This window comes from Mesorhizobium shonense (genome assembly GCF_040545255.1).
Lineage (GTDB): Bacteria > Pseudomonadota > Alphaproteobacteria > Rhizobiales > Rhizobiaceae > Mesorhizobium > Mesorhizobium shonense.
Window position 1 is genome coordinate 16,754 of record NZ_JBEPLM010000022.1, and the last position, 21,487, is coordinate 38,240.

The following is a 21,487-nucleotide window of genomic DNA, read 5'->3' on the forward strand; positions in this document are numbered from 1 at the left end:
GTCCCCGCGTTTTCGCGGAAAGGAACGACCATGGCCGGCTTCAAGACACTCGACGATATCGGCGCCGTCAGCGGCAAGCGCGTTCTGGTGCGCGTCGACCTCAATGTGCCGGTAGCGGACGGCAAGGTGACCGATGCCACGCGCATCGAGCGCATCGCGCCGACCATTTCCGAGCTCTCCGGCAAGGGCGCCAAGGTGATCCTGCTCGCGCATTTCGGCCGTCCCAAGGACGGCCCCTCGGCGGAATTCTCGCTGGAGCCGATCGCCCGCGCGACGGCGCAAGTGCTTGGCCGCCCGGTCCGCTTCGCCGCCGACTGCATCGGCGACAAGGCGGCGGAAGCGGTCGCCGCCATGAAGGACGGCGACGTCCTGCTTTTGGAAAACACCCGCTTCCACAAGGCCGAAGAGAAGAACGAGCCGGCCTTCACCGAAAATCTCGCCGCCAATGGCGACATCTACGTCAACGACGCTTTTTCCGCTGCGCATCGCGCGCACGCGTCGACCGAGGGCCTGGCGCACCGGCTGCCGGCCTATGCCGGCCGCACCATGCAGGCCGAGCTCGAAGCGCTGGAAAAGGGTCTCGGCAATCCGGTGCGGCCCGTGGTGGCCATCGTCGGCGGCGCCAAGGTCTCGACCAAGATCGACCTTCTGATGAACCTGGTGAAGAAGGTCGATGCGCTGGTCATCGGCGGCGGCATGGCCAACACCTTCCTGGCCGCGCGCGGCACCGATGTCGGCAAATCGCTCTGCGAGCATGACCTGGCCGGCACCGCCAAGCAGATCATGATCGAGGCGGCGGAAGCCGGCTGCGCCATCATCCTGCCCGCCGACGGCGTCGTGGCGAAGGAATTCAAGGCCGGTGCCGCGAGCGAAACCGTCGCCATTGCGGACGTGCCGGCCGACGGCATGATCCTGGATGTCGGCGCAAAGACCGTGAAAAGCGTCACCGACTGGATCGACCGTGCCGCGACCCTGGTGTGGAACGGCCCGCTCGGCGCCTTCGAGATCGAGCCTTTCGATCACGCGACGGTGGCTGCGGCCAAGCACGCTGCGGCTCGCACCAGGGAAGGCAAGCTTGTCTCGGTCGCCGGTGGCGGCGACACGGTGGCAGCGCTCAACCATGCCGGCGTCGCCGACGACTTCACCTATGTCTCGACCGCCGGCGGCGCTTTCCTGGAATGGATGGAAGGCAAGCCGCTGCCCGGCGTCGAGGTGCTGAAGCAATAGCCTATCAACATTCGGCGAGAACGTTCGCAGCTCGAAGACTTTCAATCGATTCACGCTTTCCGGCGTCATTCCTTTGGCGGTAGTGTTCTGCTGAAGCAATTCCAGGAAAAGTGCGCAGCGGTTTTCCGTCCGGAATTGCGGGAAAACGCAGGCCTGAAGCGGTCAGCGGGCTGACCGCCCCAGGCGCGGAATGAAACCGTCAAGGAGAGCACCATGAGCGAACGCCTCGAAGACATAGCCGCCGCGATCGTGGCCGATGGCAAGGGCCTTTTGGCCGCCGATGAGAGCTCCGGCACCATCAAGAAGCGCTTCGACGTCATCGGCGTCGAATCGACCGCCGACAGCCGGCGCGACTATCGCGAGATGATGTTTCGCGCCAAGGAGGCGATGACCAAGTACATTTCCGGCGTCATCCTCTATGACGAGACGATTCGTCAGAAGGCCGCCGACGGCACGCCGCTGATCGACATCATCAAAGCCTCCGGCGCGATTCCGGGCATCAAGGTCGACCTCGGCGCCAAGCCTCTCGCCGGCTTTCCCGGCGACACCATCACCGAGGGTCTCGACGGCCTGCGCGAGCGGCTGGCGGAGTATTACAAGCTCGGCGCCCGCTTCGCCAAATGGCGCGCGGTGATCGACATCGACATCGCAAAGGAGGTGCCTTCGGCGACCTCGATCGGCTCCAACGCGCACGCGCTTGCCCGCTACGCCGCGCTTTGCCAGGAGGCCGGCATCGTGCCGATCGTCGAGCCGGAAGTGCTGATGGACGGCGCCCACTCGATCGATACCTGCTATGAGGTGAGCAAGGCGACGCTGCTGAAGCTCTATGGCGAGCTCTATGCGGCGCGCGTCGTGCTGGAAGGCACCATCCTCAAGCCCAACATGGTCATCTCCGGCAAGAAATCGGGCAAGAAGGACAATCCCGAGGAAGTCGCAGAGAAGACGATCAAACTGTTCCGCGAAACCGTGCCCGTGGCGGTGCAAGGCATTGCCTTCCTTTCCGGCGGCCAGGACGACGAGGAGGCGACGGCCAATCTCAATGCCATCAACGTGATCGGCCCGCATCCGTGGAAGCTCTCCTTCTCCTATGGCCGCGCCTTGCAGGCCGCCGCGCAGAAGGCCTGGAGCGGCAAGGCCTCGAACGTCGCCGCCGGCCAGGCGGCCTTCATCCACCGCGCCCACATGAACCATCTGGCGGCGCTGGGCAAATGGCGGCCGGCCCTCGAAAAGGCCGCCTGACACCTCGCTTTTCTCAATGCACCGAAAACCCGGACCATTGGCCCGGGTTTTGTTTTTCGCGACCGCCATCCCCACTTTTGAAGCTGCCGAAAGCGCGCAGGCCATGTCGGGTCGCGCCCATGTCGAACGTCCTTGGCAGGAGAGGACAGGAGATGGTCATGCATCGCAACACCGTGGTTTCGCGGGAGGACTGGTTCGAGGCGCATAGAAAACACCTCGAGCGCGAGAAGGAGCTGACGCGGTTGCGCGATTGCATCGCCGCCGAGCGGCGGCAGCTGCCCTGGCTCAAGCTCCGCAAGGATTATGTCTTCGAAAGCGAACAGGGACCGAAGCGTCTCGCCGAGCTGTTCGCCGGCAAGAGCCAGCTGATCGTCTACCATTTCATGATGACGCCGGGCTCCGACCACCGCTGCGAAGGCTGCTCGTTCCTGGCCGACCATATCGATGCCGCCGATCAGCATCTCAAGCACCACGACGTCTCGCTGGTCGTCATCTCGCGGGCGCCGCTGGCCGAGCTCCTGCCCTACAAGCAGCGTATGGGCTGGAAATTCGACTGGGTGTCGTCCTACGCGTCCGACTTCAACTTCGACATGCAGGTCTCCTTCACCGAAAGGCAGATCGCGGCCGGCGAGACGATCTATAATTTCGAGAAACGCCCGCTGCGATCGAAGGACCTGCCCGGCACCAGCGTCTTCTATCGCGACGAATGCGGCGACATCTTCCTCACCTTTATGTCGCGCGCCCGCGGCGGCGACGCGCTGATCGGCGCCTACCACTATCTCGACATGACGCCGAGAGGGCGCAACGAGACCGGCCCCTATCATGGCCTGATGGACTGGGTGCGCCTGCACGACGAATACCAGGACAGGACCAAGGATCGGCCGGACTGCTGGGAGTGACCTGCCTCGTTCACCTCCGTCGAAACATGCGCTAAGAGCAATTCCAGGAAAAGTGTAACGGTTTTCCGTCCGGAATTGCGTAAAAACAAATGGTTAGAGCAGTTCAGCGTTTCCGTGAAACGATGAACTGGTCTAACGCTTCCCACTATTCAATGGATTTGGCATGCAGCGCCTGCTCGCCCTCGTCACCTGGCTCGCTTTTCCGATCTATGTCTGGCAGGGCCTTGGCGTGCGCCGCCGCACCAGCCGCATGCTACCGGCGCAAGGCCCGATCTTGCATGAGATACCCGGCACGGCCCCGGGAATCGCATTGTTGGTCCTGGGCGATTCCTCCGCCGCGTCGGTTGGCATCGAACAATCGGAGCTCGGGCTCGCCGCGCAGCTAGCCGGCCTGATTGCCGAGCGCACCGGCAGCAGCGTGCGTTGGCGCGCCGCCGGCTTCAACTCGGCGACATCCGGCCAGATCCGCGATTACGTCCTGCCCAACCTGTCGGCCGATCCGTGGACGCATATCGTGCTTGCCATCGGCACCAACGACACCAAGAATTTTCATTCCGTGCCGCGCTTCAAGAAGGAGTTCGGCGGTCTGCTCTATGCGCTGCGCGCCAAGTGGCCGCAAGCGCGTGTGGTCTGGTCGCCGGTGCTGGAATTCACCCGCGCGCCGGCGATGCCGCCATTGCTCGGCAAGATCCTCGAAATCCGCGCTATCGCGATGAACCGGATGGGCGAGCGCCTCTGCAACGAGCGCGGCGCGGTTCCGGCCGCGCGCCTGCCGATCACCGATCCCCAAGCCGGTTTTGCCTCCGATGGCTTTCATGCCTCGGAAGCGGGCTATCGCGCCTGGGCCGAGCACCTGGTGGATTTTGTGCTGGGAGACGAGGTCCCCATCCCGATTTGAGGTATTCAGGCCCAATGGCCTAACACGGCCGCCAGCGAGATCGCGGCCATCGCAAGCAGCGCCAGCTTCCAGAAATCGCTGCGGCGCTTCAACCCCGGCCAGCCGAGCGGCTTGATGATCTGGATCAGCATGATGCCGATGATGACAAGGGTCAGCAGTTTCGTCATGCCGCCTTTGACCAGTATCGCCGGCGGCTGTCAAAGCCGTTCTTGGCGCTTCCGGCAGCCGCGTCGCTCCTGACAAACAGGCGGTTTCGCGGTGCTTCGCCAACCTTTCTGGCGTCTGCTCCGTCGGCCTGCCAACCTCCTGACAGACTGCTGTCAGGAGGGGTGTGAGATACTGCTCCCATCGAAAAAGAGGAGCCTGGTCATGAACGGTTTTACGCTACTGCGCAGTGTGCAGCACTATGTCGGCAAGATCCGCACCGTGCGGAATGAGATTCGCACGCAGCGCTTCCTGAACACTTTGCCGGCGGACATCCGCAAGGACATCGGTTGGCCGGACCTTTATGACGGCCGCGTGCGTAAGAACTGAAATTTTTCGGCGCACGACTTGGATAGTGACTGTGTCGCGCCCAGATGTAATGTCGGTTGAAACGCCGGATTTCAGGAAAAACATGGCTGTTGTCTGGTGGATAGGACGCAGCCTCCTGACAGTATGTTGTCAGGAGGCATGCGGTAGTTGGAGCAGCCTCGAACCTGACAGCAACGATATCGGTCCGTCCATCAGAGTGACCTTCGCATGGTGAAAAGCTGGAACGACAGGCTGAACACGCCCGGCATCAACGGCATCAAGCCGTCGCCACGCACTGTCGGCGACGTCGTCGAAGGCCAGTCGATGCTGGTGCCGACGGCGCGGCAAGTCGATGATTTCATCCGCTCGATCCCCGAAGGCGTTGAGATGGATGTGCGCACGCTGCGCACCGCTTTGGCCATCGAGCACGGCGCCGAAGTGACATGTCCTTTAACCATCGGCTATCATTTGCGCACTGTCGCCGAGGCCGCCAACGAAGATCTTGAGCGCGGCATGGCGTTGAGCGATGTCGCCCCCTTCTGGCGCGTGCTCGACGCGAAGACGCCGACGACGGGCAGATTGTCCTTCGGTGCACAATTCGTCGCCGCGCAGCGCAAGCGCGAAGGGCTGAAGCCATAAACCCCCTGGGAGAAATCGATGCGCCGCGCCGACAGACTTTTCCAGATAGTGCAGCATCTGCGCGGGGGCCGATTGGTCACTGCGCAGAAGCTCGGCACGTGGCTCGAGGTTTCCGAGCGGACCATCTACCGCGACATAGCCGACCTGCAGTCGACCGGCGTGCCGATCGACGGCGAGGCGGGTGTCGGTTACATGATGAGGGAGGGCTTCGACCTTCCGCCGCTGATGTTCACGCGTGACGAGATCGTGGCGCTGGTTGCCGGCGCCCGCATGGTGCGCGCCTTCGGCGGCGCCGCCATGGCGAGGGCCGCCGACGAGGCGCTGGTCAAGATCGGCGCCGTGCTGCCCGATACCGAAAAGGACCGCATTGCCCGCACCGAGATTCACACGCCGATGTGGGTGGTGAGCGATGCCGCGCGCGAAGCGATCGACCTGATCGAACGCGCCATCGAGAAGCGCCAGGTGCTGACCATAGACTACTCGGACGAGGCCGGCCGCGGCACCGCGCGCGACATCCGGCCCCTGGGCCTCTGGTTCTGGGGCAAGGTCTGGACCCTGGTCGCCTGGTGCGAGATGCGCGACGATTTTCGCGCCTTCCGCATCGATCGCATCGCCTCGGTGGTCATCGCCGGCCGCATCTACAAGCCGGAGCGCGGCAAGCAGCTCGCCGACTTCTATCGCGCCGTGGAGCGCAGCGAGGACTATGGCATGGCGCCCGACCGCGCGGCGCGGACCTGATCCTCCCCAGCCGCCGCCGACAAAAAAGCCCGCTCGAAGCGGGCTTTTTTGTCGGGTTTAGAGACCCTTATTCCTCTTCCTCGTCGTCTTTCTTGTCTTTCGACTTCAGCGCCGAAAGCTTGGCGAAGACGGCGTTGGCGTCGAGCTCGGCATCTTCGTCCTTCGGCTTCTCCGGCGCCGGCGTCAGCCTCTCGGTCAGCGCAGCCGGCAGCAGTGTGTCGCCGGCAACCGGCTGTGCCTGCTCGCGGCCGCGCGAGGCGCGGTTGACTTCCAGGTCGAGGTCGATCTGCGAGGTGAGACCCAGCGTCACCGGGTCCATCGGCTGCAGGTTGGCCGAGTTCCAGTGCTTGCGCTCGCGGATCTGCTCGATCGTCGACTTGGTGGTGCCGACGAGACGGGCAATCTGGGCATCCTTGAGCTCGGGGTGGTTTCGCACCAGCCACAGGATGGCGTTCGGCCGGTCCTGGCGCTTCGACAGCGGCGTATAGCGCGGACCCTTGCGCTTCGATTCCGGCACCCGCACCTTGGGGTCGGACAGCTTCAGCCGGTGGTTCGGCTCCTTCTCGCCGCGCGCGATCTCGTCGCGGGTGAGCTGGCCGGTCATGATCGGGTCCATGCCCTTGATGCCTTGCGCCGACTCGCCGTCGGCGATCGCCTTGACCTCCAGCGGATGCAGCCCGCAGAACTGCGCGATCTGCTCGAAGGAGAGCGCGGTGTTGTCGACCAGCCAGACGGCGGTCGCCTTGGGCATCAGCAGCGTATTGGCCATATCAAAAATCCTTCTCGTTCGCCCGCGTTCCCGCGCGGGCGGTGGTTTTAGAGCCACCAAAATGGGAAATTCGCGGCCTGTATAAACGCTCCGTCACGATTTCGCAATGTTTTTGGGAGGGAAGGGTCTGCGGCCCGAAAAAGACAAAACCCGCTGGACAGGATCCAGCGGGTTCGGAACCGGAGACGAGCAAGCGTCTGCGACGGCTCTGGCTTCGATGCCGCAGCCGGCCTTGCGGCCGGGTCGCGCTTGAAATCAAAGAGCCTGGCGGGCGATCTTCTCGATGTCGGCGCGGTTGATGCCGAGATCGTTCAGCTGACGGGCGTTGAGCCGGTTCAACTCACGCACGGTTTCGTTGTACATACGCCAGTTGCGGAAAGCGCGGATCGGGTTCATGTCAGTCCTCCATTCGTGGGGTTCAATTGTTTCGATGCCGTGTAAATAGGCACCCTTGCCCACAAATTGAACGGACGCTTTTGCATGGCGGCAATGCATTTTGTGCAATGCAGCATTAAGCATTGTTGAACCTGTCGCTGGCGATGCCTGAGGTCTGTTGAGATTCAGGTCAGGCCGAGCCGAGAATGGTGGCTTCCGAGAACCGGCCTACGCCGGCCGTAGCCTTCATAGAGCGGAACACTTATGAGGGCTTCGGCCGGCGAAGGCCGGAAGCGCAGGAAGTCACCGTTCGCAGGCCGGCATCACCTGAATATCGACGGACCTCAGCCGACGTCGAGCACGATCTTGCCGATATGCTCGCCCTCTTCCATCCGCTCATGCGCCCGCCAGGCTTCCGTCAGCGGAAAGATCATGTCCATGACCGGAGCGACCTTGCGGGTGCCGAGCAGCGGCCAGACCTGGGCCTCGAGAGCGGTCGCGATGGCCGCCTTGAATTCGACGGTGCGCGGGCGAAGCGTCGAGCCGGTATGGACAAGGCGCTTGACCATGAGCTTTGCGAAGTCGGCGCTGGCGACAGCGCCGGCCTGCACGGCGATCTGTACGATACGGCCCTCGATGGCGGCTGCGTCGTAGTTGCGCGCCACGTAGTCGCCACCCACCATGTCGAGGATGACGTGGGCGCCTTTGCCGCCGGTCGCGTCCTTGACCTCGGCTACAAAATCCTGCTCGCGATAATTGATCGCCCGGTCGGCGCCGAGCTTCAGGCAGGCGTCGCACTTCTCCTTGCTGCCGGCGGTGGTGACGACATAGGCGCCGAAGGCCGACGCCAGCTGTATGGCGGTAGTGCCGATGCCGGATGAGCCGCCATGAACGAGCAGGGTTTCGCCTTTCTTCAGCCCGCCCCGCTCGAACACATTATGCCAGACGGTGAAATAGTTCTCCGGCACGGCGGCGGCCTCGGAATAGGTGAAACCGGCCGGGATCGGCAGCACGCTGCCGGCATGGACCTTGACATATTCGGCATAGCCGCCGCCCGGCGTCAGCGCGCAAACCCGGTCGCCGATGCGCCAGCGCGATATCTCGTCGCCGAGCGCAGCGACTTCGCCGGCCGCCTCGAGGCCGGGCAGGTCCGAGGCGCCCGGCGGCGGCGGGTAGGCGCCCTTGCGCTGCTGCACGTCCGGCCGGTTGACGCCGGCGGCGTGCACGCGGATGAGGATTTCGCCGGGACCAGGCGCGGGCACGTCGCGCGTCTCCGGCTTCAGCACCCTGGGGCCGCCCGGCTGCGAGATCGCGACAGCCGTCATCTTTGCCGGAATCTTCTGCCCGCTTGCCATGGCTTCCCATCTCCTTGTGCCGGCATCCGAAAATCAGAATCGATTTTCGGAGAAGCGCGAAGCGCGACACAAAAACTACCTTGGCCGGTTATTTGCATCGGCGCCCCTGCCCTATGTATGCTGATTGCCAAACCAGGCAAATGGCCAATGAGGGAGGAGCGACGATGGCGATCTTCGACGACGAACCCAGGAAGAAGCCGCGCCCGCATGAGATCGGCCAGGATCTCTCGCTGCTGTCCGTCGACGAATTGTCCGAGCGCATTGCCCTGCTGCGCGAAGAGATTGCCAGGCTGGAAGCCGAACGGACGGCCAAAGGCTCCACCAAATCCGCTGCCGAGGCGCTGTTTCGCCGCGGATAATCCGGCCGGCGTGTCCGCCCGCCCCGGAAAAGCCTGAAAGCGACTGCCAGACCTGTACTCTGAAGCAGAGCTGCGCTCTGAAATTTCCAGCCGGATCAGCCCATGTTCGCAACCTACCGACCGATCCTCTCGCTGCTGCGCGGCACTGCGTTCCTGCTGGCGGCGTCGGGCCTGCACGGCTTGCTTTTGCCGCTGCGCGGCCAGGTTGAAGGGTTCTCGACCGCCTCGCTCGGCCTGATGGGCACGGCCTGGGCCGGCGGCTTCGTCACCGGCTGCTTCTTCGCGCCGCGGCTGGTGCGCCGGGCCGGCCATGTCAGGGCCTTCGGCGCCTTCGCCGCCTCGGGGGCGATCATCGCGCTGCTCACCGGCCTCATCATCGACGAGTATTTCTGGATCCTGCTGCGCGCCTTCACCGGCTTCACCATGGCCGGCGCCTTCATGGTCATCGAAAGCTGGCTGAACGAGAAGGCCACCAACGAGAACCGCGGCACCGTCTTCGGCCTCTATATGATGGTCACCTACGCTTCCATCATGGGCGGCCAGATGATCGTCGCCGGCGGCGACGTAAGATCGGCCTCGCTGTTCATGATCACCGGCATCCTGTTCTGCCTGTCGCTCATTCCGACCGCCGTCTCGACGCAGTCGCATCCCAAGCCGCTGCAGGACGTCAAGCTCGACGTCAAAGGCCTTTATGCCAATTCTCCGGTGTCGGCGGTGGCCTGCCTGCTGATCGGCATCGCCAATGGCGCCTGGGGCACGCTCGGCGCCGTCTATGGCGCCCGTATCGGCATCTCCACCGCCGAGATCGCGCTGATGATGAGCCTTGTGGTCGTCGCCGGCGCGGCCATGCAGCTTCCCGCGGGGCGGCTTTCCGACACCACCGACCGCCGCTTCGTGCTCGCCGGCGCCGCCTTCGGCGCGGCGCTGGTCGCGGTGCTGATCTTCCTGATCGAGCCGCATGCGGGCGTCTTCGTCATCGTGCTGACCGCCGCCTACGGCGCCTTCGCCTACACGCTCTATTCGATCGCCGTCGCGCATGCCAACGATCACGCGCGGGCGGAGGATTTCGTAAAAGTGTCGGGCGGCCTGCTTCTGCTTTACGGCTTCGGCACCATGATCGGGCCGCTGCTGGCCGCCGCCCTGATGGGCTGGCTGCGGCCGGAAGGGCTCTTCCTCGCAACCGCGCTCGCGCATCTTAGCCTGGCCGGCTACACGCTGCTGCGCATCCGCGCCCGTGCGCCGGTTCCGATCGAAAACCGCGATGCCTTCAAGACGCAGCCGGCCGACCGCGCCGTCACGCCCGAAGCCCTGCGGCTCGATCCGCGCACAAAGGTTGAAGCCGATAGTTGAGATTTGGAAAACTTTGCCTCACAAATAAGGCATGATGTTTTCCGACGCCTTCGTGGCGATAGCCGATCCCAACCGGCGCTATCTGTTGGAGGAGCTCCGGCGTGGCCCCAAGACGGTGAACGAATTGGCCGCCGGGTTGCCCGTTTCACGCCCGGCCGTTTCGCAGCACCTGAAAGTCCTGCTCGACGCCGGCCTGGTCAACGCCAAGGCGGAGGGCACCAGACGGGTCTATGCCGTCAGCGCCGCCGGTTTCCTCAGGCTCAACATCTGGCTCGACCAGTTCTGGGAAACAGCGCCGGGGGAATAGTCTTTGGCCGTGAATGCATGTCGCTCAGAAGTGTGCAGCGGTTCTGACACAACGACATGCATCAAAGTCGATTCCGCCATGCTAAGGTTTCCGAGCGTTCCGTAAAAACGTCACGTCCGGTTTTTCGTTGCGCCGTGCCGAGAGAGATGGGCAGTGCTTTGAAACTATGGCGCCTTTCGGCGAAGCTGACGGGGGACGACCCGACTGACACTGGTGTCGAACAGGCGCGGCTCTCTCGATGAAACCGGTGGCGACCCATAGCTTGAGAGCGCTTCAGGCGGGGTTGCTCACTGCCACGTCGGCACCATCCGAGAACCGCGAACGCGCATTCGCGCAAGATCGGAATCGTGCGTCTTTGAGGATCGAATTTCCCGATGGAGAATTGCGGACAGGCTGCGAGGAGCTAATGCAAATCGTATCGCTGGTCCAAGCGATCTACATGCCGCAAGAGCAGGCGGCCATGTCCGGTGGCAATGCCCCTGCGTACTCCCGCATCGACGAAAACCATCCGGCATAGATGTCTGGAAAGATGCGCGCCTTTCAATTCCTTCCGATCGATGGTCTGGCTCCCTATGTCGACAGGATTTGGGGATGGGAAAGTGTCGGCGGCGAGCGGGTCGACTTGCCTGTGCTGCTTCCCGGAACCGGGGCGGAACTGTATTTCCACTACCGTACGCCGTTCAGGCGATCGGTGAGTGATGGCGCGCCGGAAACCTGTTCCGTCGCCCACTTGTTCTACATTCGCCGCCGGCCGTTGGCATTGTTGCCATCAGACGACGTTGGTTTCGTCGCTGTGCGCTTCCGGGCCGGCATGATACATCGATTTGTCGACATGCCGGGCAGGGACATGATGGATCGTGCGCCTTCCGCGGAGGACCTGTGGGGTGCGGCGGGCCAAGAGTTGGCCTGGCGTGTAGCCGGCGCGGAGGCGCTGTCCACCCGGCTCCGGCTGATCCAGCGCTTCCTTGCAGAACGCCTGTCCCGAGCGGCGCCGGACTTCGTCTTCGAACGCGCAATGGGCATGCTGTATGGCGATCCTGCCAACCTTGCGATCGACCGATTGACGGACTGCATCGGACTCGGGCGTCGTCAGTTGGAACGCCGTTTCGCTAGCATTGCCGGGCAGACACCAGTCGAGATTCGTAGTCTGGGACGCTTCCAGAAGACGGTTCGCGCCCTGATGCTGAATGATAGCGCAAGGACCACAGACACGGCGCTGGCATACGGCTATTATGATCAGGCTCACTTTATCCGCCACTTCCGCGAGCTGGTTGCGGAGTCTCCGCAGCGCTACCTCAGAGAGGCTCGCGCCAGGACGCATTTTTACAATACTTCCCGCTGGGCTGGAGCGATGGTGATGGCTCCTTCACACCTCTAGGAGATTGTCATCATGCATCTTTTGCTGGCGGAATTGAGTGCCCGTCCGGCCTGTGCCGGCGAAGTCGAAGGGATTCTGCGCAAGCTAGTGGATATCGCAAGCGGCGAAGATGGGAATGTGCGCTATGCCGTGCATCGGCGGAAGGAGGATCCCAATGCCTTTGTCGTCTACGAGCTCTATCGAGACGCGGGGGCGTGTGACGCGCACCTCGCATCTCAGCCGGTGAAGGAGGCGTTGGAGCGTTTCGAGACGCTGCTGAGTGCGCCGCCGCGGCTCGTTTTCTGTGATTTGGTCGCCGCGGCGGAGTAGGACTGCTTAGCTGGACCGGCTTTCCCCATGCAGCGACGATACGCGAAGCATTTGACAGGTAGAGGGCGGCTCGCCGTTTCCGTGAAATGGTGAAACGCTCTACTGCTTCATGTCGCCAGTTCCAGTGCCGCCCCGAGCGCGTCGAGCAGTTCGCCGGTGCCGTGCTCGCGGGTGGCCGGTGAGTCGATGCCGTCGAAGAAAGCCCCCTGCTCCGTCAGGATCAGTCGCGTACCCTTACCCTCCGCGATGAGCTCGATCGTCGCGAGCGACACCGAGACGCGGGTTTCGCCGAACAACAGCTCATAGCTGTAGACGATGCGCTGGTTGGGCACGATGTCCTGATAGACCGCATTGAAGAAATGCATCTGCCCATCGCTCGGGCAACCGGCATTCATCTCCTTGCCGCCAATACGAAAGTCCATTTCATGCCGGCTCGGCATAGGATTGTCGGGATCGACGAACCAGCGCTTCTTGGCCGCCGGATCGCTTAGCGCGAAATAGACCTTTTCGGGCGCCGCCGGATAGACGCGCTCGATGACGAAGGTGGAATGGACGACGGATCGTTCGGTCATGCGGGCCCCTTCAGGTTTCGTCTTTGGTTTCAGTGAGAAAATCGCCGAGCCGATCGAGCCTACGCTCCCAGGCGAGCCGCCGCTCGTTGATCCAGCGCTCGGCGGCGCTCAACGCCTTCGGTTCGATCCGGCAGGTGCGCACCCGGCCAAGCTTCTCGGTGCTCACCAGGCCGCTCGCCTCGAGGACGTTGAGATGCTGGACGACGGCCGACAGCGACATCGCCAGCGGTTCGGCCAGCTGGCTGACCGAGGCCGGCCCGCGCGACAGCCGTTCCACCATCTGGCGCCGCGCCGGATCCGCGAGCGCCTGGAACATCAGGTCGAGCTGGGCGGGATCGTGCAGCATCGCCGGCTAGCCGTTGTTGTACGGAAAGAACTTGAAGTAAGGTCCCGCTTCCTCGATCACGCGGGCGAAGGATGGGCGTTCGAGCAGCCGGTCGTGATAGCGCCTGACGGCGGGGAACTCGTCGCCGAACGGCTCGACCTTGTTGGCGTAGAACAGCGCCGGCGAGGCCGCGCAGTCGGCCATGGTGAAGGTCTCGCCGACCGCCCAGGTCCTCGCTCTCATCTCCTGTTCGATGATGGCGTAGGAATTGCGCAACTGCGCGCGCGCCTGCTCGACCCCGAACGGATCGGTCTTGTCCTTTGGACGCAGCCGGTCGCCGACGATCTTCTGCATCGGCTCCTGCATGTAGAAGTCGTAGAAGCGGTCGGCTTGGCGGACCTTGATGGCGAGGTCGATGTCGGCGGGGACGAGCTCGACCGGCCCGGGGTAATAGGCGGCGAGATATTCGATGACGATGGTCGATTCCAGCACCGTGCGGTCCCTGGCGTCGTCGCGCAGGGCCGGCATCTTGCCGGTCGGCGAAACCTTCAGGAATGCCGCGCGCGACTGCTCATCGCCGAGATCGACGATCACCGGCCTGAAGGGCGTGCCGTTCTCGTAGAACGCGATCAGCGGCTTCCAGCAGAAGGAAGCGAGCGGATGGAAATGCAGCGTCAGGGACATTTTTTCTCCTGTCGTCGGATACAATACTGAAGTGACAACTTAACTATTTTTGTAGACCGCCGGAGTCAAGGCCGGCCCATTCGACTAGCGATGCGTCGCGATGGCTTCGATGATTTGCGGCCAGTCGTTGCGGTGCAGTTCGTGGCCGCCGCCTTGGATCCGCACCAGCCGGGCGCCGGGAACCGCCTTGCTGAGCGCCTCGCCATGCTCGATGGGGAAGATCGGATCGGCGGTGCCGTGGATGACGAGCAGCGGCACCGTCAGGTCCTTTATCCGCCGCTCCGGCCCGCCGCCTTTGAGCAGGAAATGGTTGGAGGCGCTGCCGAGACCGCCGGAACGGTCGTAATCCTCCTCGATCGCCGCGCGCGTCCGCCCCTCGTCGAATGGATGCAGGGAGCTGGCAATGGCGCGAGCGTCCTTGACCATGAAGTCGAGCACCTGATCCCGATTCGACCAGTCGACATCGGCGCCTTCGGCGGAATGCTCCTTGTAGGCCTGGCTCGTCCCCGGCAAACCGGACGTGTCGATGCCGAGCGGCGAGCTGGAGATCACGGTGAGCGCGCCGACGCGCATCGGATATTTCAGCGCCACGATCTGCGCGATCATGCCGCCCATCGACATACCGACGACATGCGCCTTGCGGATGTCGTGATCGTCGAGCACGCGGATGGCATCGTCGACCATGTCCTCGAACGCATAGGGCGGCTCGCCCGGTGTGTATTTGGTCGAGAGACCCGTATCGCGATTGTCGTAGCGGATGACGAAACGGCCGCGCTCGGCGAGCTGCCGGCAGAAGGCTTTCGGCCACCAGAGCATTGAGGCCATGGCGCCCATGATCAAAAGGATCGCCGGATCGGCCGGATTGCCGAAACTCTCCGAGACGATTTCAGGACGTGGCAAAGCGGACATCATGCTCTTCCTTCTCTCAATCCGATTGCATTTTGCAATCAGTTGCACGATAATGAAACCGATATAATAATGCAACCGGTTTTGGGAGACTGTCATGAACACCGAGCACCGCTCCGGCTGCCCGATCAATCTATCGCTCGAGGTTTTCGGCGATCGCTGGAGCCTGATCATCCTGCGCGACATGATCTTCGGCGGCCGGCGCCATTTCCGCGAACTGCTCAATGGATCGCTGGAAGGCATAGCCTCCAACATCCTGGCCGACCGACTAAGGCGGCTGATGGAACTCGGCCTGCTGACCAAGGCCGACGATCCCAGCCACAAGCAGAAAGCGATCTACAGCCTGACCGAGATGGCGATCACGCTGGTGCCGATCATGGCGCATCTCGGCGCCTGGGGGCGGGTATGGCTTCCGGTCAGCGAGGAACTGTCGATCCGCGCCGAGCTTCTCGAAAACGGCGGCCCGCCGCTGTGGGAGCAGTTCATGGACGAGCTTCGCCACGAACATCTCGGCGCGCCGGTGAGGACGCCGCCGGGCACACCGACCGTGCGCCAGCAACTGCGCGCTGCCTACGAGGCGGTGGCCGCGCGAAAGGCTGAGGCTACTGCGGATTGACCGCTTTCGTCTCGGTGGCCTTGGAGATTGGCCGAAACGTCCCTCGCGTCGTCATCCTCTGGCGGAGCACGGAGCGAAGCGACGCGGCGCAGACCATAAGATCCATTCCGTGACTTCCAAGCGTTGCAAAGGTGCAGAATTCTGCTCCGCTGCGCTCTTCGGCCAAGGTCACGGCATGGATTCCAGGGTCTCCGCGACGGAGCTTCGCTCCTGCTTCGCCCTGGAATGACGACATTGGAAGACCTAGTTCAAATTGATGTCGCGGCTCGCCGATCGCATCGACACCGAGAAGCCGGCCAGCACGTCGAACAGCGCAATGATCATCAGCGTGAAAAACACCGAGTGCGCCGCGCCCTTCACCAGCAGGAACTCGACCAGGAAGGCGACGAAGACCAGCGTCGACAAAAGATGATCCAGGATCGATGCATTGGTGGTGCGCACCGATTTTGAGATCTCGATGAACAGGAAGACCAGGCCGATCAGCACCATCAGGCCGCCGAGCGTCATCGAGAACACGCCGCCCGACATCATGCGGAAGGAAAACATCTCGGTCATCCATGGATCGTCGCCGCCGCCGAACAATCCCAGCAGTCCGAGATTGTAGAGGACGAAGGGCACGATCAGCAGCGGGATGGCACCGAACATCTGGGCAACTCCAATGAGGCACCCTTTTGTAAAATCCGCGGCAGGCGCGCCGTCAAGAATTTTCGAGCCCTGCGACGAACACGGTCTGAGACCTAATGAAATAACGATGTCAGCCGGTTGTCTTTGCTTTTCCGCAACCTCCGCGATCCACTCCGCAATCCATCAACCATGCGCCAAAAACAAAAAGACCGGCCAGGGGCCGGTCTTTTGAAGATCACAAACCGTGGAAGCTGCTCAGCTTTCCTTCGGCTCCAGAACCTGGCGGCCGCGATACATGCCGGTCTTCAGGTCGATGTGGTGCGGGCGGCGCATTTCGCCGGAATTCTTGTCCTCGACATAGGTCGGGGCCTTGAGGGCGTCGGCCGAGCGGCGCATGCCGCGCTTCGACGGAGAGGTTTTTCTTTTTGGAACGGCCATGGATATGCTCCACTACATGGTCAAAATGCCCCGGCAACCCTCGCAAAAGGGCCGCATCAAGGCCATAATCTGAGAAAGTCGGGTGCCTATACACGCCTTGCGCCGTTTTGGCCAGCGCCGCTCGCGAAATTTTTTGCGCCGGCGTCGCTTCGCCCTAACTCTTCCGCAGGACAGAGTCCGCTGGCTGCACGGTGGTTATCGGATCGGCGTGCCGATGGATGAGCTTCCAGCCGCCTTCTTCGTGGCGAAAGATGCTCGTAGCCCGAAGATACACCGGGGAGACATCCTTGCGGCCGCTCACCTTGGATTCGAGCCGCTCTACTTCGACGATGTAGGCGAGACCGGGGGTTACATATTTCGAGATGGTATCGCAGCCGACAGCATCGCCATCCCGGTAATTCGATGCTGCACGCTTCATCGTCTCAACAACTTGCGTCAATCCGCGCGCGAAAGGCCCGAAGGGGTTGCCGAGGGTGACATCGTCTTGTTCGGAGAACAGTTGCTTGGCGGGCTCGTAGTCTCCCTGCATGAACGCGCCGAGCGCCCGGTGGTATTGCTCGACGACCTGCTCGAGATCGTTGGCGGTATTCATCGATCCGCTCCTTCTGATCGCGGATAAGGCTGACGCGAGGTTCGTTATGCCACCCCGTCAGCGCTGCACGAATCCCCCTTGAGCGAATGAATGTCAACCGGCCTTAGTCAAGACAACCGACATAGGCTCCGGACCTGCCCGCGCGCCGCTCGATCAGATTGGCGAGCCGCCTCAACCCCGGGCCAGGCCTGGCCGGATTGCGCGCGATCGGGTTGGGCAGGCTGACGGCGAGAAGCGCCGCCTGCCGGCGCGACAATTGCTTGGCCGAGACGCCGAAGTGATGCTGCGCGGCGGCCTCGATGCCGTAGATGCCCGGCCCCCACTCGGCGATGTTGAGATAGATCTCCATGATCCGCCGCTTCGACATCACCGCGTCGAAATAGATGGCCAGAGGCAGCTCGACCACCTTGCGCACGCTGCCCAGCGGCCGCGACCACAGGAACAGGTTCTTCACCGTCTGCATGGTGATGGTGGAGGCGCCGCGCGTCGCCTCGCCGGCCAGCGCATCGTCGACGACGCCGCGCAATTCGCCGAGATCGACGCCACGGTGGAAGCAGAACTGCCCATCCTCCGACATGATCACCGAATGCGCCAGCACCGGCGCCACGTCGTCGATCGACACCCAGCGCCGGTCGTAGCCGGAGAAGGTCGCGAGATCCTTCAGCATCAGCGTCGAGATAGGATGCACGAAGGACGGCAGATAGAGGAAGGTGAGCACGACCGGTATCGCCGCCAGCACGATCGCCGCGACCAGGCAACGCCGGCCAAGGCGCTTGAGACCGGCGCGATTCAGGCGCCGCGGTCGCGCCATGTCCAGCCCTTCGCTTTCATGTTCGACGATCGGTTCCGTCAAGCCGCCCCACCCGTGCCACGCGCTCAACGGCATAAAGGTGCCGGGCTTCTTGCGCAATGTCTGAGTGTCGGCTACCGGTCCCGGCCATGATGAAAGACGACCAGACGGCCTTCGAAACCGCGCTTTTCGCGCACGCCGCCGCAATCGAGGTTCTGCTGCGGCAGATCCTGGATGCGCCCCTGCTTTCCGGCGAGATAGCCCGGCCGGAGCGCCTGATGGCGGCCATGCGCCATGGCGTTCTCAACGGCGGCAAGCGGCTCCGCCCTTTTCTGGTCATGGAAAGTGCTGCGCTTTTTTCCGCCGATGGCGAGCCGGCGCTGCGCATAGCTGCGGCGCTCGAATGCGTGCATTGCTATTCGCTGATCCATGACGATCTGCCGGCGATGGACGACGACGATCTGCGTCGCGGCCAGCCGACGGTGCACAAGGCCTTCGACGAGGCGACCGCGATCCTTGCCGGCGACGCGCTGTTGACCTTGGCCTTCGACATCGTCGCCGACGAGGCGACCGTGCTGCCGGCCGAGCGCCGGGCAGCACTCGTGCTGGCGCTGGCGCGCGCCGCCGGAGCGGGCGGCATGGTCGGCGGCCAGACGCTCGATCTCGAGGCCGAGCGCAAGCGGCCGGATGAGGCCGGCATCATCAGGCTGCAGGCGATGAAGACCGGCGCGCTGATCCGCTTCGCCTGCGAGGCGGGCGCCATCGTCGCCGGCGCGCCGGCTGCGGATCGTGAAAGACTGGCGGAATTCGGCTCGGCCATCGGCCTTGCCTTCCAGCTTGCCGACGACCTGCTCGATCTGACGGCCGACGAAAAGCGGATGGGCAAGGCGACGAAGAAAGACGCAGCCGCCGGCAAGGCGACGCTTGCCGCACTCAACGGCCCGGACTGGACGCGCGAGCAGCTCCACGGCCTGATCGATCAGGCGCATGCGCTGCTGGAGCCCTATGGCGAGCAGGCGGCCCTGCTCAAGGCTGCGGCGACTTTCGTGGCGACGCGCAACAGCTGAGCTGCGGCGCAGGCGGGGCGGCGATGCCGGCCAGCATCGATCCTCACAGCCTCGCCTCGGCAAAGAATGCGCGATGCCCCGCTCCAGGAGGAACGTAGCCGCGGAGCAAGCTGCCGGTTTCGCGGATCGATTGTTCGCCCTGCCTGAATACTGCTGTCGACAACCAGGTGATTATTCGGCGTCCGAGGCAATCTATATCCGCTCCGGGACAGCGAACGAAGATCGATCCGGCCGATGACGCCTCGCCGGCTTCTTCGTCCAGCGCCGTGAAAATCCAACCCGGAAGGAACCTGGAAATGCCCTTTGCCAACTTCAAGATGCCCGAGGCCGCCCTCACAAAGGCGCAGAAGGAAGACCTCGTCCACAAGACCACGCAGATGTTCGTCGACTATTTCGGCGAAGGCGTGCGTCCCCATACCATGGTGCTGATCGAAGAAGTTCCCGATGGAGGCTATGGCCGCGCCGACGAGGTCTTCATTCTTCCCGACGCCTACCGGGCCAAGGATAGCGCCTGACTTGAACCGGGCGGGTCGCTTGTCGAGCGGCTCGCCCAACTTTCCGTGTCGGAGCCGATACTCGCTTTCCCTTGGATCAGCCCCGGTTCGGCAAGCTCCGGAGGAATTCGATCATCGCGGCGTTGACCTTGTCCGGGCGCTCCTGCTGGGTCCAATGCCCGCAGCCGGGCAGCATCAGTGTATCGCGGATTTGCGGAACGAACTTCCTGAGATTGGCCAACAGTTGATCCATGCCGGGGAAGGCGATCACCAGGTCGCGGTCGCCTGCTATGTAGAGCGCGGGAACCTTGATCCGCGCGCCCGCAAAGGGCGCCATCAGCTCCCAGTTCCGATCGATGTTGCGGTACCAGTTGAGACCCCCGGCAAAACCGGTGCGCTGAAACTCGCCCGTGTAGAAATCGAGGTCGCTTTCGCTGAGCCAGTGCGGCAGGTTCGGAGGCGCCTCGACGGCTTGCAGGAGACCTCTGCCGTGCGGGACCATGCTGATTCCAGCGCCCGCTGTCGTGCTGACGGCCGAAGCATCTCCCGATGCAGCGTAAAGCATGGTGTGCACCGTGGCGCGGGGGTCCCGTTCCAGCTCTGCCTCAGCAACGCCGGGTTGTTGGAAATAAAGCTGGTAGAATTGGGAATCCGCCGTTCGCGGCATGAGGCTGGTCGGGCGCGCATTGCCGCGCGGCCGGAACGGCACGCTGAGGCCGATGACGGCGTGGAAGCGGTCCGGTCGCAGCAGCGCCGCATACCAGGCGACGACCGCGCCCCAGTCGTGGCCCACGATGACGGAGGTGGGGGCTTCAAGGGCGTCGAGAAGGCCAACCATGTCGCCGACCAGATGAAAAAGCGTGTATTGGTCGATCGCTTCCGGCCGATCGCTCTTGCCGTAGCCTCGCATGTCGGGGGCGACGGCGCGAAAGCCCGCCGCAGCAAGCGCGCCCAACTGATGGCGCCAGGAATACCAGGATTCGGGAAAGCCGTGGCACAAAAGCACCACCGGCCCTTCTCCCTGCTCCGCGACATTGAGGCGGATGCCGTTGGTCTCGACCGTTCGCTGTGTAGGTTCGCTCACGACCGCTTCCCGTGCTCGTGTTTCCACCTCCGATCAATGGCAGGCGGCCAGACGCCGCAACGGGTGGCTGGGCCGACGGAGTGCCAGGTTTCGGAAGCGCGCATCTTTTATTGACTGTCTCAGGGGCGGTCGCGGCAGTCAATGTCCGACATGGTCACCCGGCCGTCAGCGCCGCGAGGATCAAGGTCAATGGGCTTCTTTCTTCCAACCGATCCCCAACGGTGCATATTCCAATCGAAAAATCGGGCAGGCGCCCATGCATTCGAATAGTTCTGGTGATGCGCGTCCATTCGTGCAGGATCGCCGACTGAGGAAGCGGGGAACCAAATGCTTAAACTGCAAGGCTGGCTAGCCGACTATTGGGTCGTTGGCGCAGGGTTCATGGCGGCATCGCTTATCGCGGTTGCGCCAGTGATGCCGCTTTCGTGGCCGGTGTTCCTGATCTTCTTGCACAGCCCGCTTTACATGGTCCATCAGGTGGAAGAACACACCGGCGACCGATTCCGCAAGTTCGCGAACGAGAATGTTTTCGGCGGCCGTGACGCTCTTACCGTCGCCTCGGTTCTCGTCATCAATCTGCCGTTTGTCTGGGGCATCAACCTGCTGGCCCTTTACGCGGCATTCATATGGGGACCCGCTTGGGGCCTGGTCGCCCCGTATGTCATGATGGTGAACGCGCTCGCTCACCTCGTCACATCGGCGCGGCTCCGCAAATACAATCCCGGCCTCGTCACCAGCGTCACTTTGTTCTTGCCGCTGAGCGTTGCCACCATCTGGATGATTGGCCGAACGGGAGGTCTTGTCCCGCAATTGATCGGAGCAGCTCTCGCGATCCTGCTTCACCTGGCGATCATTGCGGTGGTGGCTGCTCGATACCGCTCTCTCATAGTCAACCCATAGCATCTCCGGCGAACCACCATTGCGATTTCGAGAAAGCCGA

29 protein-coding genes are annotated in these 21,487 nt (G+C 63.1%); 16 read left to right on the forward strand and 13 right to left on the reverse strand.

Annotated features, from left to right (window positions below):
• Positions 1 to 30 precede the first annotated feature (30 nt).
• The 4 genes from ABID26_RS33180 (at position 31) to ABID26_RS33195 (ending at position 4,263) form a co-directional block, all read left to right on the forward strand.
• Positions 31 to 1,227 carry a phosphoglycerate kinase gene (locus ABID26_RS33180; RefSeq protein ID WP_126097534.1) on the forward strand — a complete coding sequence of 399 codons (1,197 nt, stop codon included), beginning with the start codon at positions 31 to 33 and terminating at the stop codon, positions 1,225 to 1,227.
• 213 nt (positions 1,228 to 1,440) lie between these two features.
• A complete protein-coding gene (locus tag ABID26_RS33185) occupies positions 1,441 to 2,466 on the forward strand; it encodes a class I fructose-bisphosphate aldolase (RefSeq protein ID WP_292372897.1) in 1,026 nt (341 codons plus the stop codon).
• Positions 2,467 to 2,624: 158 nt separating this feature from the next.
• On the forward strand, positions 2,625 to 3,365 hold the full coding sequence (locus ABID26_RS33190) for a DUF899 domain-containing protein (RefSeq protein ID WP_292302833.1): 741 nt from the start codon (positions 2,625 to 2,627) through the stop codon (positions 3,363 to 3,365).
• 163 nt (positions 3,366 to 3,528) lie between these two features.
• Positions 3,529 to 4,263, forward strand: coding sequence for an SGNH/GDSL hydrolase family protein (locus tag ABID26_RS33195; protein WP_292302834.1), 735 nt, complete (start codon positions 3,529 to 3,531; stop codon positions 4,261 to 4,263).
• Between the two features lie 5 nt (positions 4,264 to 4,268).
• Here ABID26_RS33195 and ABID26_RS33200 read toward each other — a convergent pair whose 3' ends face one another.
• A complete protein-coding gene (locus ABID26_RS33200; protein WP_292302835.1) occupies positions 4,269 to 4,430 on the reverse strand; it encodes a hypothetical protein in 162 nt (53 codons plus the stop codon).
• A 202-nt stretch (positions 4,431 to 4,632) separates the two neighbouring features.
• On the opposite strand from ABID26_RS33200, the gene ABID26_RS33205 reads away from it, so the two are divergent.
• The 3 genes from ABID26_RS33205 (at position 4,633) to ABID26_RS33215 (ending at position 6,153) form a co-directional block, all read left to right on the forward strand.
• Complete coding sequence (locus ABID26_RS33205; RefSeq protein ID WP_126097530.1) at positions 4,633 to 4,797, forward strand: hypothetical protein; 165 nt, start codon at positions 4,633 to 4,635, stop codon at positions 4,795 to 4,797.
• Between the two features lie 207 nt (positions 4,798 to 5,004).
• Entirely contained in the window at positions 5,005 to 5,415 is a 411-nt protein-coding gene (locus ABID26_RS33210; protein ID WP_292302836.1) for a hypothetical protein, read from the forward strand.
• Between the two features lie 18 nt (positions 5,416 to 5,433).
• Positions 5,434 to 6,153, forward strand: a complete 720-nt coding sequence (locus ABID26_RS33215; RefSeq protein ID WP_059189944.1) for a helix-turn-helix transcriptional regulator — start codon at positions 5,434 to 5,436, stop codon at positions 6,151 to 6,153.
• Positions 6,154 to 6,220: 67 nt separating this feature from the next.
• On the opposite strand, the gene ABID26_RS33220 is transcribed toward ABID26_RS33215, so the two are convergent.
• From ABID26_RS33220 to ABID26_RS33230, 3 genes are all read right to left on the reverse strand, one after another.
• Positions 6,221 to 6,922 carry a DUF1013 domain-containing protein gene (locus tag ABID26_RS33220; protein ID WP_126097528.1) on the reverse strand — a complete coding sequence of 234 codons (702 nt, stop codon included), beginning with the start codon at positions 6,920 to 6,922 and terminating at the stop codon, positions 6,221 to 6,223.
• A 255-nt stretch (positions 6,923 to 7,177) separates the two neighbouring features.
• Complete coding sequence (locus ABID26_RS33225) at positions 7,178 to 7,318, reverse strand: DUF1127 domain-containing protein (RefSeq protein ID WP_292302837.1); 141 nt, start codon at positions 7,316 to 7,318, stop codon at positions 7,178 to 7,180.
• A gap of 323 nt (positions 7,319 to 7,641) precedes the next feature.
• Entirely contained in the window at positions 7,642 to 8,652 is a 1,011-nt protein-coding gene (locus ABID26_RS33230) for an NAD(P)H-quinone oxidoreductase (protein ID WP_292302838.1), read from the reverse strand.
• A 164-nt stretch (positions 8,653 to 8,816) separates the two neighbouring features.
• On the opposite strand from ABID26_RS33230, the gene ABID26_RS33235 reads away from it, so the two are divergent.
• The 5 genes from ABID26_RS33235 (at position 8,817) to ABID26_RS33255 (ending at position 12,355) form a co-directional block, all read left to right on the forward strand.
• Complete coding sequence (locus tag ABID26_RS33235; RefSeq protein ID WP_126097525.1) at positions 8,817 to 9,011, forward strand: DUF1192 domain-containing protein; 195 nt, start codon at positions 8,817 to 8,819, stop codon at positions 9,009 to 9,011.
• Between the two features lie 102 nt (positions 9,012 to 9,113).
• Positions 9,114 to 10,361, forward strand: a complete 1,248-nt coding sequence (locus ABID26_RS33240) for an MFS transporter (protein WP_126097524.1) — start codon at positions 9,114 to 9,116, stop codon at positions 10,359 to 10,361.
• A 31-nt stretch (positions 10,362 to 10,392) separates the two neighbouring features.
• Entirely contained in the window at positions 10,393 to 10,668 is a 276-nt protein-coding gene (locus ABID26_RS33245; RefSeq protein WP_126097523.1) for an ArsR/SmtB family transcription factor, read from the forward strand.
• A 529-nt stretch (positions 10,669 to 11,197) separates the two neighbouring features.
• Positions 11,198 to 12,046 carry an AraC family transcriptional regulator gene (locus tag ABID26_RS33250; RefSeq protein WP_292343939.1) on the forward strand — a complete coding sequence of 283 codons (849 nt, stop codon included), beginning with the start codon at positions 11,198 to 11,200 and terminating at the stop codon, positions 12,044 to 12,046.
• Positions 12,047 to 12,058: 12 nt separating this feature from the next.
• Complete coding sequence (locus ABID26_RS33255; protein WP_126097522.1) at positions 12,059 to 12,355, forward strand: putative quinol monooxygenase; 297 nt, start codon at positions 12,059 to 12,061, stop codon at positions 12,353 to 12,355.
• A gap of 107 nt (positions 12,356 to 12,462) precedes the next feature.
• Here ABID26_RS33255 and ABID26_RS33260 read toward each other — a convergent pair whose 3' ends face one another.
• The 4 genes from ABID26_RS33260 to ABID26_RS33275 form a co-directional block, all read right to left on the reverse strand.
• Entirely contained in the window at positions 12,463 to 12,927 is a 465-nt protein-coding gene (locus ABID26_RS33260; protein WP_292302840.1) for an SRPBCC family protein, read from the reverse strand.
• 10 nt (positions 12,928 to 12,937) lie between these two features.
• On the reverse strand, positions 12,938 to 13,273 hold the full coding sequence (locus ABID26_RS33265; protein WP_292302841.1) for an ArsR/SmtB family transcription factor: 336 nt from the start codon (positions 13,271 to 13,273) through the stop codon (positions 12,938 to 12,940).
• Positions 13,274 to 13,279: 6 nt separating this feature from the next.
• Entirely contained in the window at positions 13,280 to 13,936 is a 657-nt protein-coding gene (locus ABID26_RS33270) for a glutathione S-transferase family protein (RefSeq protein ID WP_292302842.1), read from the reverse strand.
• Positions 13,937 to 14,020: 84 nt separating this feature from the next.
• The gene (locus ABID26_RS33275) at positions 14,021 to 14,845 is read right to left on the reverse strand and encodes an alpha/beta fold hydrolase (RefSeq protein WP_292302843.1); all 825 of its coding nucleotides are present in this window, start codon (positions 14,843 to 14,845) and stop codon (positions 14,021 to 14,023) included.
• A gap of 94 nt (positions 14,846 to 14,939) precedes the next feature.
• Between ABID26_RS33275 and ABID26_RS33280 the strand changes: the two genes are divergently transcribed.
• Entirely contained in the window at positions 14,940 to 15,458 is a 519-nt protein-coding gene (locus tag ABID26_RS33280; RefSeq protein ID WP_292302844.1) for a winged helix-turn-helix transcriptional regulator, read from the forward strand.
• 243 nt (positions 15,459 to 15,701) lie between these two features.
• On the opposite strand, the gene ABID26_RS33285 is transcribed toward ABID26_RS33280, so the two are convergent.
• The 4 genes from ABID26_RS33285 to ABID26_RS33300 all read right to left on the reverse strand — a co-directional run bounded on the left by ABID26_RS33285 (position 15,702) and on the right by ABID26_RS33300 (position 17,923).
• Positions 15,702 to 16,103: a hypothetical protein gene (locus ABID26_RS33285; protein WP_292302845.1), complete on the reverse strand. Its 402-nt coding sequence runs from the start codon at positions 16,101 to 16,103 to the stop codon at positions 15,702 to 15,704.
• A 234-nt stretch (positions 16,104 to 16,337) separates the two neighbouring features.
• Positions 16,338 to 16,520 (reverse strand): 50S ribosomal protein L32, encoded by a 183-nt coding sequence (gene rpmF, locus ABID26_RS33290; protein WP_006203806.1) that lies wholly within the window; start codon positions 16,518 to 16,520, stop codon positions 16,338 to 16,340.
• Positions 16,521 to 16,674: 154 nt separating this feature from the next.
• The gene (locus ABID26_RS33295; RefSeq protein WP_292302846.1) at positions 16,675 to 17,112 is read right to left on the reverse strand and encodes a YybH family protein; all 438 of its coding nucleotides are present in this window, start codon (positions 17,110 to 17,112) and stop codon (positions 16,675 to 16,677) included.
• Between the two features lie 103 nt (positions 17,113 to 17,215).
• A complete protein-coding gene (locus ABID26_RS33300) occupies positions 17,216 to 17,923 on the reverse strand; it encodes a transglycosylase domain-containing protein (RefSeq protein WP_292302852.1) in 708 nt (235 codons plus the stop codon).
• A 128-nt stretch (positions 17,924 to 18,051) separates the two neighbouring features.
• Here ABID26_RS33300 and ABID26_RS33305 point away from each other — a divergent pair, with 128 nt between their 5' ends.
• Entirely contained in the window at positions 18,052 to 18,969 is a 918-nt protein-coding gene (locus ABID26_RS33305; protein WP_354417766.1) for a polyprenyl synthetase family protein, read from the forward strand.
• A gap of 296 nt (positions 18,970 to 19,265) precedes the next feature.
• Positions 19,266 to 19,484, forward strand: a complete 219-nt coding sequence (locus ABID26_RS33310; protein WP_292302849.1) for a tautomerase family protein — start codon at positions 19,266 to 19,268, stop codon at positions 19,482 to 19,484.
• Positions 19,485 to 19,560: 76 nt separating this feature from the next.
• Here the strand turns inward: ABID26_RS33310 and ABID26_RS33315 are convergent, their stop codons facing one another.
• Positions 19,561 to 20,547, reverse strand: a complete 987-nt coding sequence (locus ABID26_RS33315; RefSeq protein WP_354417768.1) for an alpha/beta fold hydrolase — start codon at positions 20,545 to 20,547, stop codon at positions 19,561 to 19,563.
• A gap of 327 nt (positions 20,548 to 20,874) precedes the next feature.
• Between ABID26_RS33315 and ABID26_RS33320 the strand changes: the two genes are divergently transcribed.
• Positions 20,875 to 21,447, forward strand: a complete 573-nt coding sequence (locus ABID26_RS33320) for an HXXEE domain-containing protein (protein WP_292343935.1) — start codon at positions 20,875 to 20,877, stop codon at positions 21,445 to 21,447.
• Positions 21,448 to 21,487 lie beyond the last annotated feature (40 nt).

Bases quoted from the DNA above. Each gene is read 5' to 3' on its own strand.
- ABID26_RS33245 (WP_126097523.1), top strand. From the start codon at position 10,393: ATGATGTTTTCCGACGCCTTCGTGGCGATAGCCGATCCCAACCGGCGC.
- ABID26_RS33300 (WP_292302852.1), bottom strand. From the start codon at position 17,923: ATGGCGCGACCGCGGCGCCTGAATCGCGCCGGTCTCAAGCGCCTTGGC.
- ABID26_RS33180 (WP_126097534.1), top strand. From the start codon at position 31: ATGGCCGGCTTCAAGACACTCGACGATATCGGCGCCGTCAGCGGCAAG.
- ABID26_RS33205 (WP_126097530.1), top strand. From the start codon at position 4,633: ATGAACGGTTTTACGCTACTGCGCAGTGTGCAGCACTATGTCGGCAAG.
- ABID26_RS33225 (WP_292302837.1), bottom strand. From the start codon at position 7,318: ATGAACCCGATCCGCGCTTTCCGCAACTGGCGTATGTACAACGAAACC.
- rpmF (WP_006203806.1), bottom strand. From the start codon at position 16,520: ATGGCCGTTCCAAAAAGAAAAACCTCTCCGTCGAAGCGCGGCATGCGC.
- ABID26_RS33270 (WP_292302842.1), bottom strand. From the start codon at position 13,936: ATGTCCCTGACGCTGCATTTCCATCCGCTCGCTTCCTTCTGCTGGAAG.
- ABID26_RS33230 (WP_292302838.1), bottom strand. From the start codon at position 8,652: ATGGCAAGCGGGCAGAAGATTCCGGCAAAGATGACGGCTGTCGCGATC.
- ABID26_RS33280 (WP_292302844.1), top strand. From the start codon at position 14,940: ATGAACACCGAGCACCGCTCCGGCTGCCCGATCAATCTATCGCTCGAG.
- ABID26_RS33320 (WP_292343935.1), top strand. From the start codon at position 20,875: ATGCTTAAACTGCAAGGCTGGCTAGCCGACTATTGGGTCGTTGGCGCA.
- ABID26_RS33185 (WP_292372897.1), top strand. From the start codon at position 1,441: ATGAGCGAACGCCTCGAAGACATAGCCGCCGCGATCGTGGCCGATGGC.
- ABID26_RS33310 (WP_292302849.1), top strand. From the start codon at position 19,266: ATGCCCTTTGCCAACTTCAAGATGCCCGAGGCCGCCCTCACAAAGGCG.
- ABID26_RS33265 (WP_292302841.1), bottom strand. From the start codon at position 13,273: ATGCTGCACGATCCCGCCCAGCTCGACCTGATGTTCCAGGCGCTCGCG.
- ABID26_RS33250 (WP_292343939.1), top strand. From the start codon at position 11,198: ATGCGCGCCTTTCAATTCCTTCCGATCGATGGTCTGGCTCCCTATGTC.
- ABID26_RS33255 (WP_126097522.1), top strand. From the start codon at position 12,059: ATGCATCTTTTGCTGGCGGAATTGAGTGCCCGTCCGGCCTGTGCCGGC.
- ABID26_RS33240 (WP_126097524.1), top strand. From the start codon at position 9,114: ATGTTCGCAACCTACCGACCGATCCTCTCGCTGCTGCGCGGCACTGCG.
- ABID26_RS33200 (WP_292302835.1), bottom strand. From the start codon at position 4,430: ATGACGAAACTGCTGACCCTTGTCATCATCGGCATCATGCTGATCCAG.
- ABID26_RS33190 (WP_292302833.1), top strand. From the start codon at position 2,625: ATGCATCGCAACACCGTGGTTTCGCGGGAGGACTGGTTCGAGGCGCAT.
- ABID26_RS33195 (WP_292302834.1), top strand. From the start codon at position 3,529: ATGCAGCGCCTGCTCGCCCTCGTCACCTGGCTCGCTTTTCCGATCTAT.
- ABID26_RS33275 (WP_292302843.1), bottom strand. From the start codon at position 14,845: ATGTCCGCTTTGCCACGTCCTGAAATCGTCTCGGAGAGTTTCGGCAAT.
- ABID26_RS33260 (WP_292302840.1), bottom strand. From the start codon at position 12,927: ATGACCGAACGATCCGTCGTCCATTCCACCTTCGTCATCGAGCGCGTC.
- ABID26_RS33235 (WP_126097525.1), top strand. From the start codon at position 8,817: ATGGCGATCTTCGACGACGAACCCAGGAAGAAGCCGCGCCCGCATGAG.
- ABID26_RS33285 (WP_292302845.1), bottom strand. From the start codon at position 16,103: ATGTTCGGTGCCATCCCGCTGCTGATCGTGCCCTTCGTCCTCTACAAT.
- ABID26_RS33305 (WP_354417766.1), top strand. From the start codon at position 18,052: ATGATGAAAGACGACCAGACGGCCTTCGAAACCGCGCTTTTCGCGCAC.
- ABID26_RS33220 (WP_126097528.1), bottom strand. From the start codon at position 6,922: ATGGCCAATACGCTGCTGATGCCCAAGGCGACCGCCGTCTGGCTGGTC.
- ABID26_RS33210 (WP_292302836.1), top strand. From the start codon at position 5,005: ATGGTGAAAAGCTGGAACGACAGGCTGAACACGCCCGGCATCAACGGC.
- ABID26_RS33295 (WP_292302846.1), bottom strand. From the start codon at position 17,112: ATGAATACCGCCAACGATCTCGAGCAGGTCGTCGAGCAATACCACCGG.
- ABID26_RS33215 (WP_059189944.1), top strand. From the start codon at position 5,434: ATGCGCCGCGCCGACAGACTTTTCCAGATAGTGCAGCATCTGCGCGGG.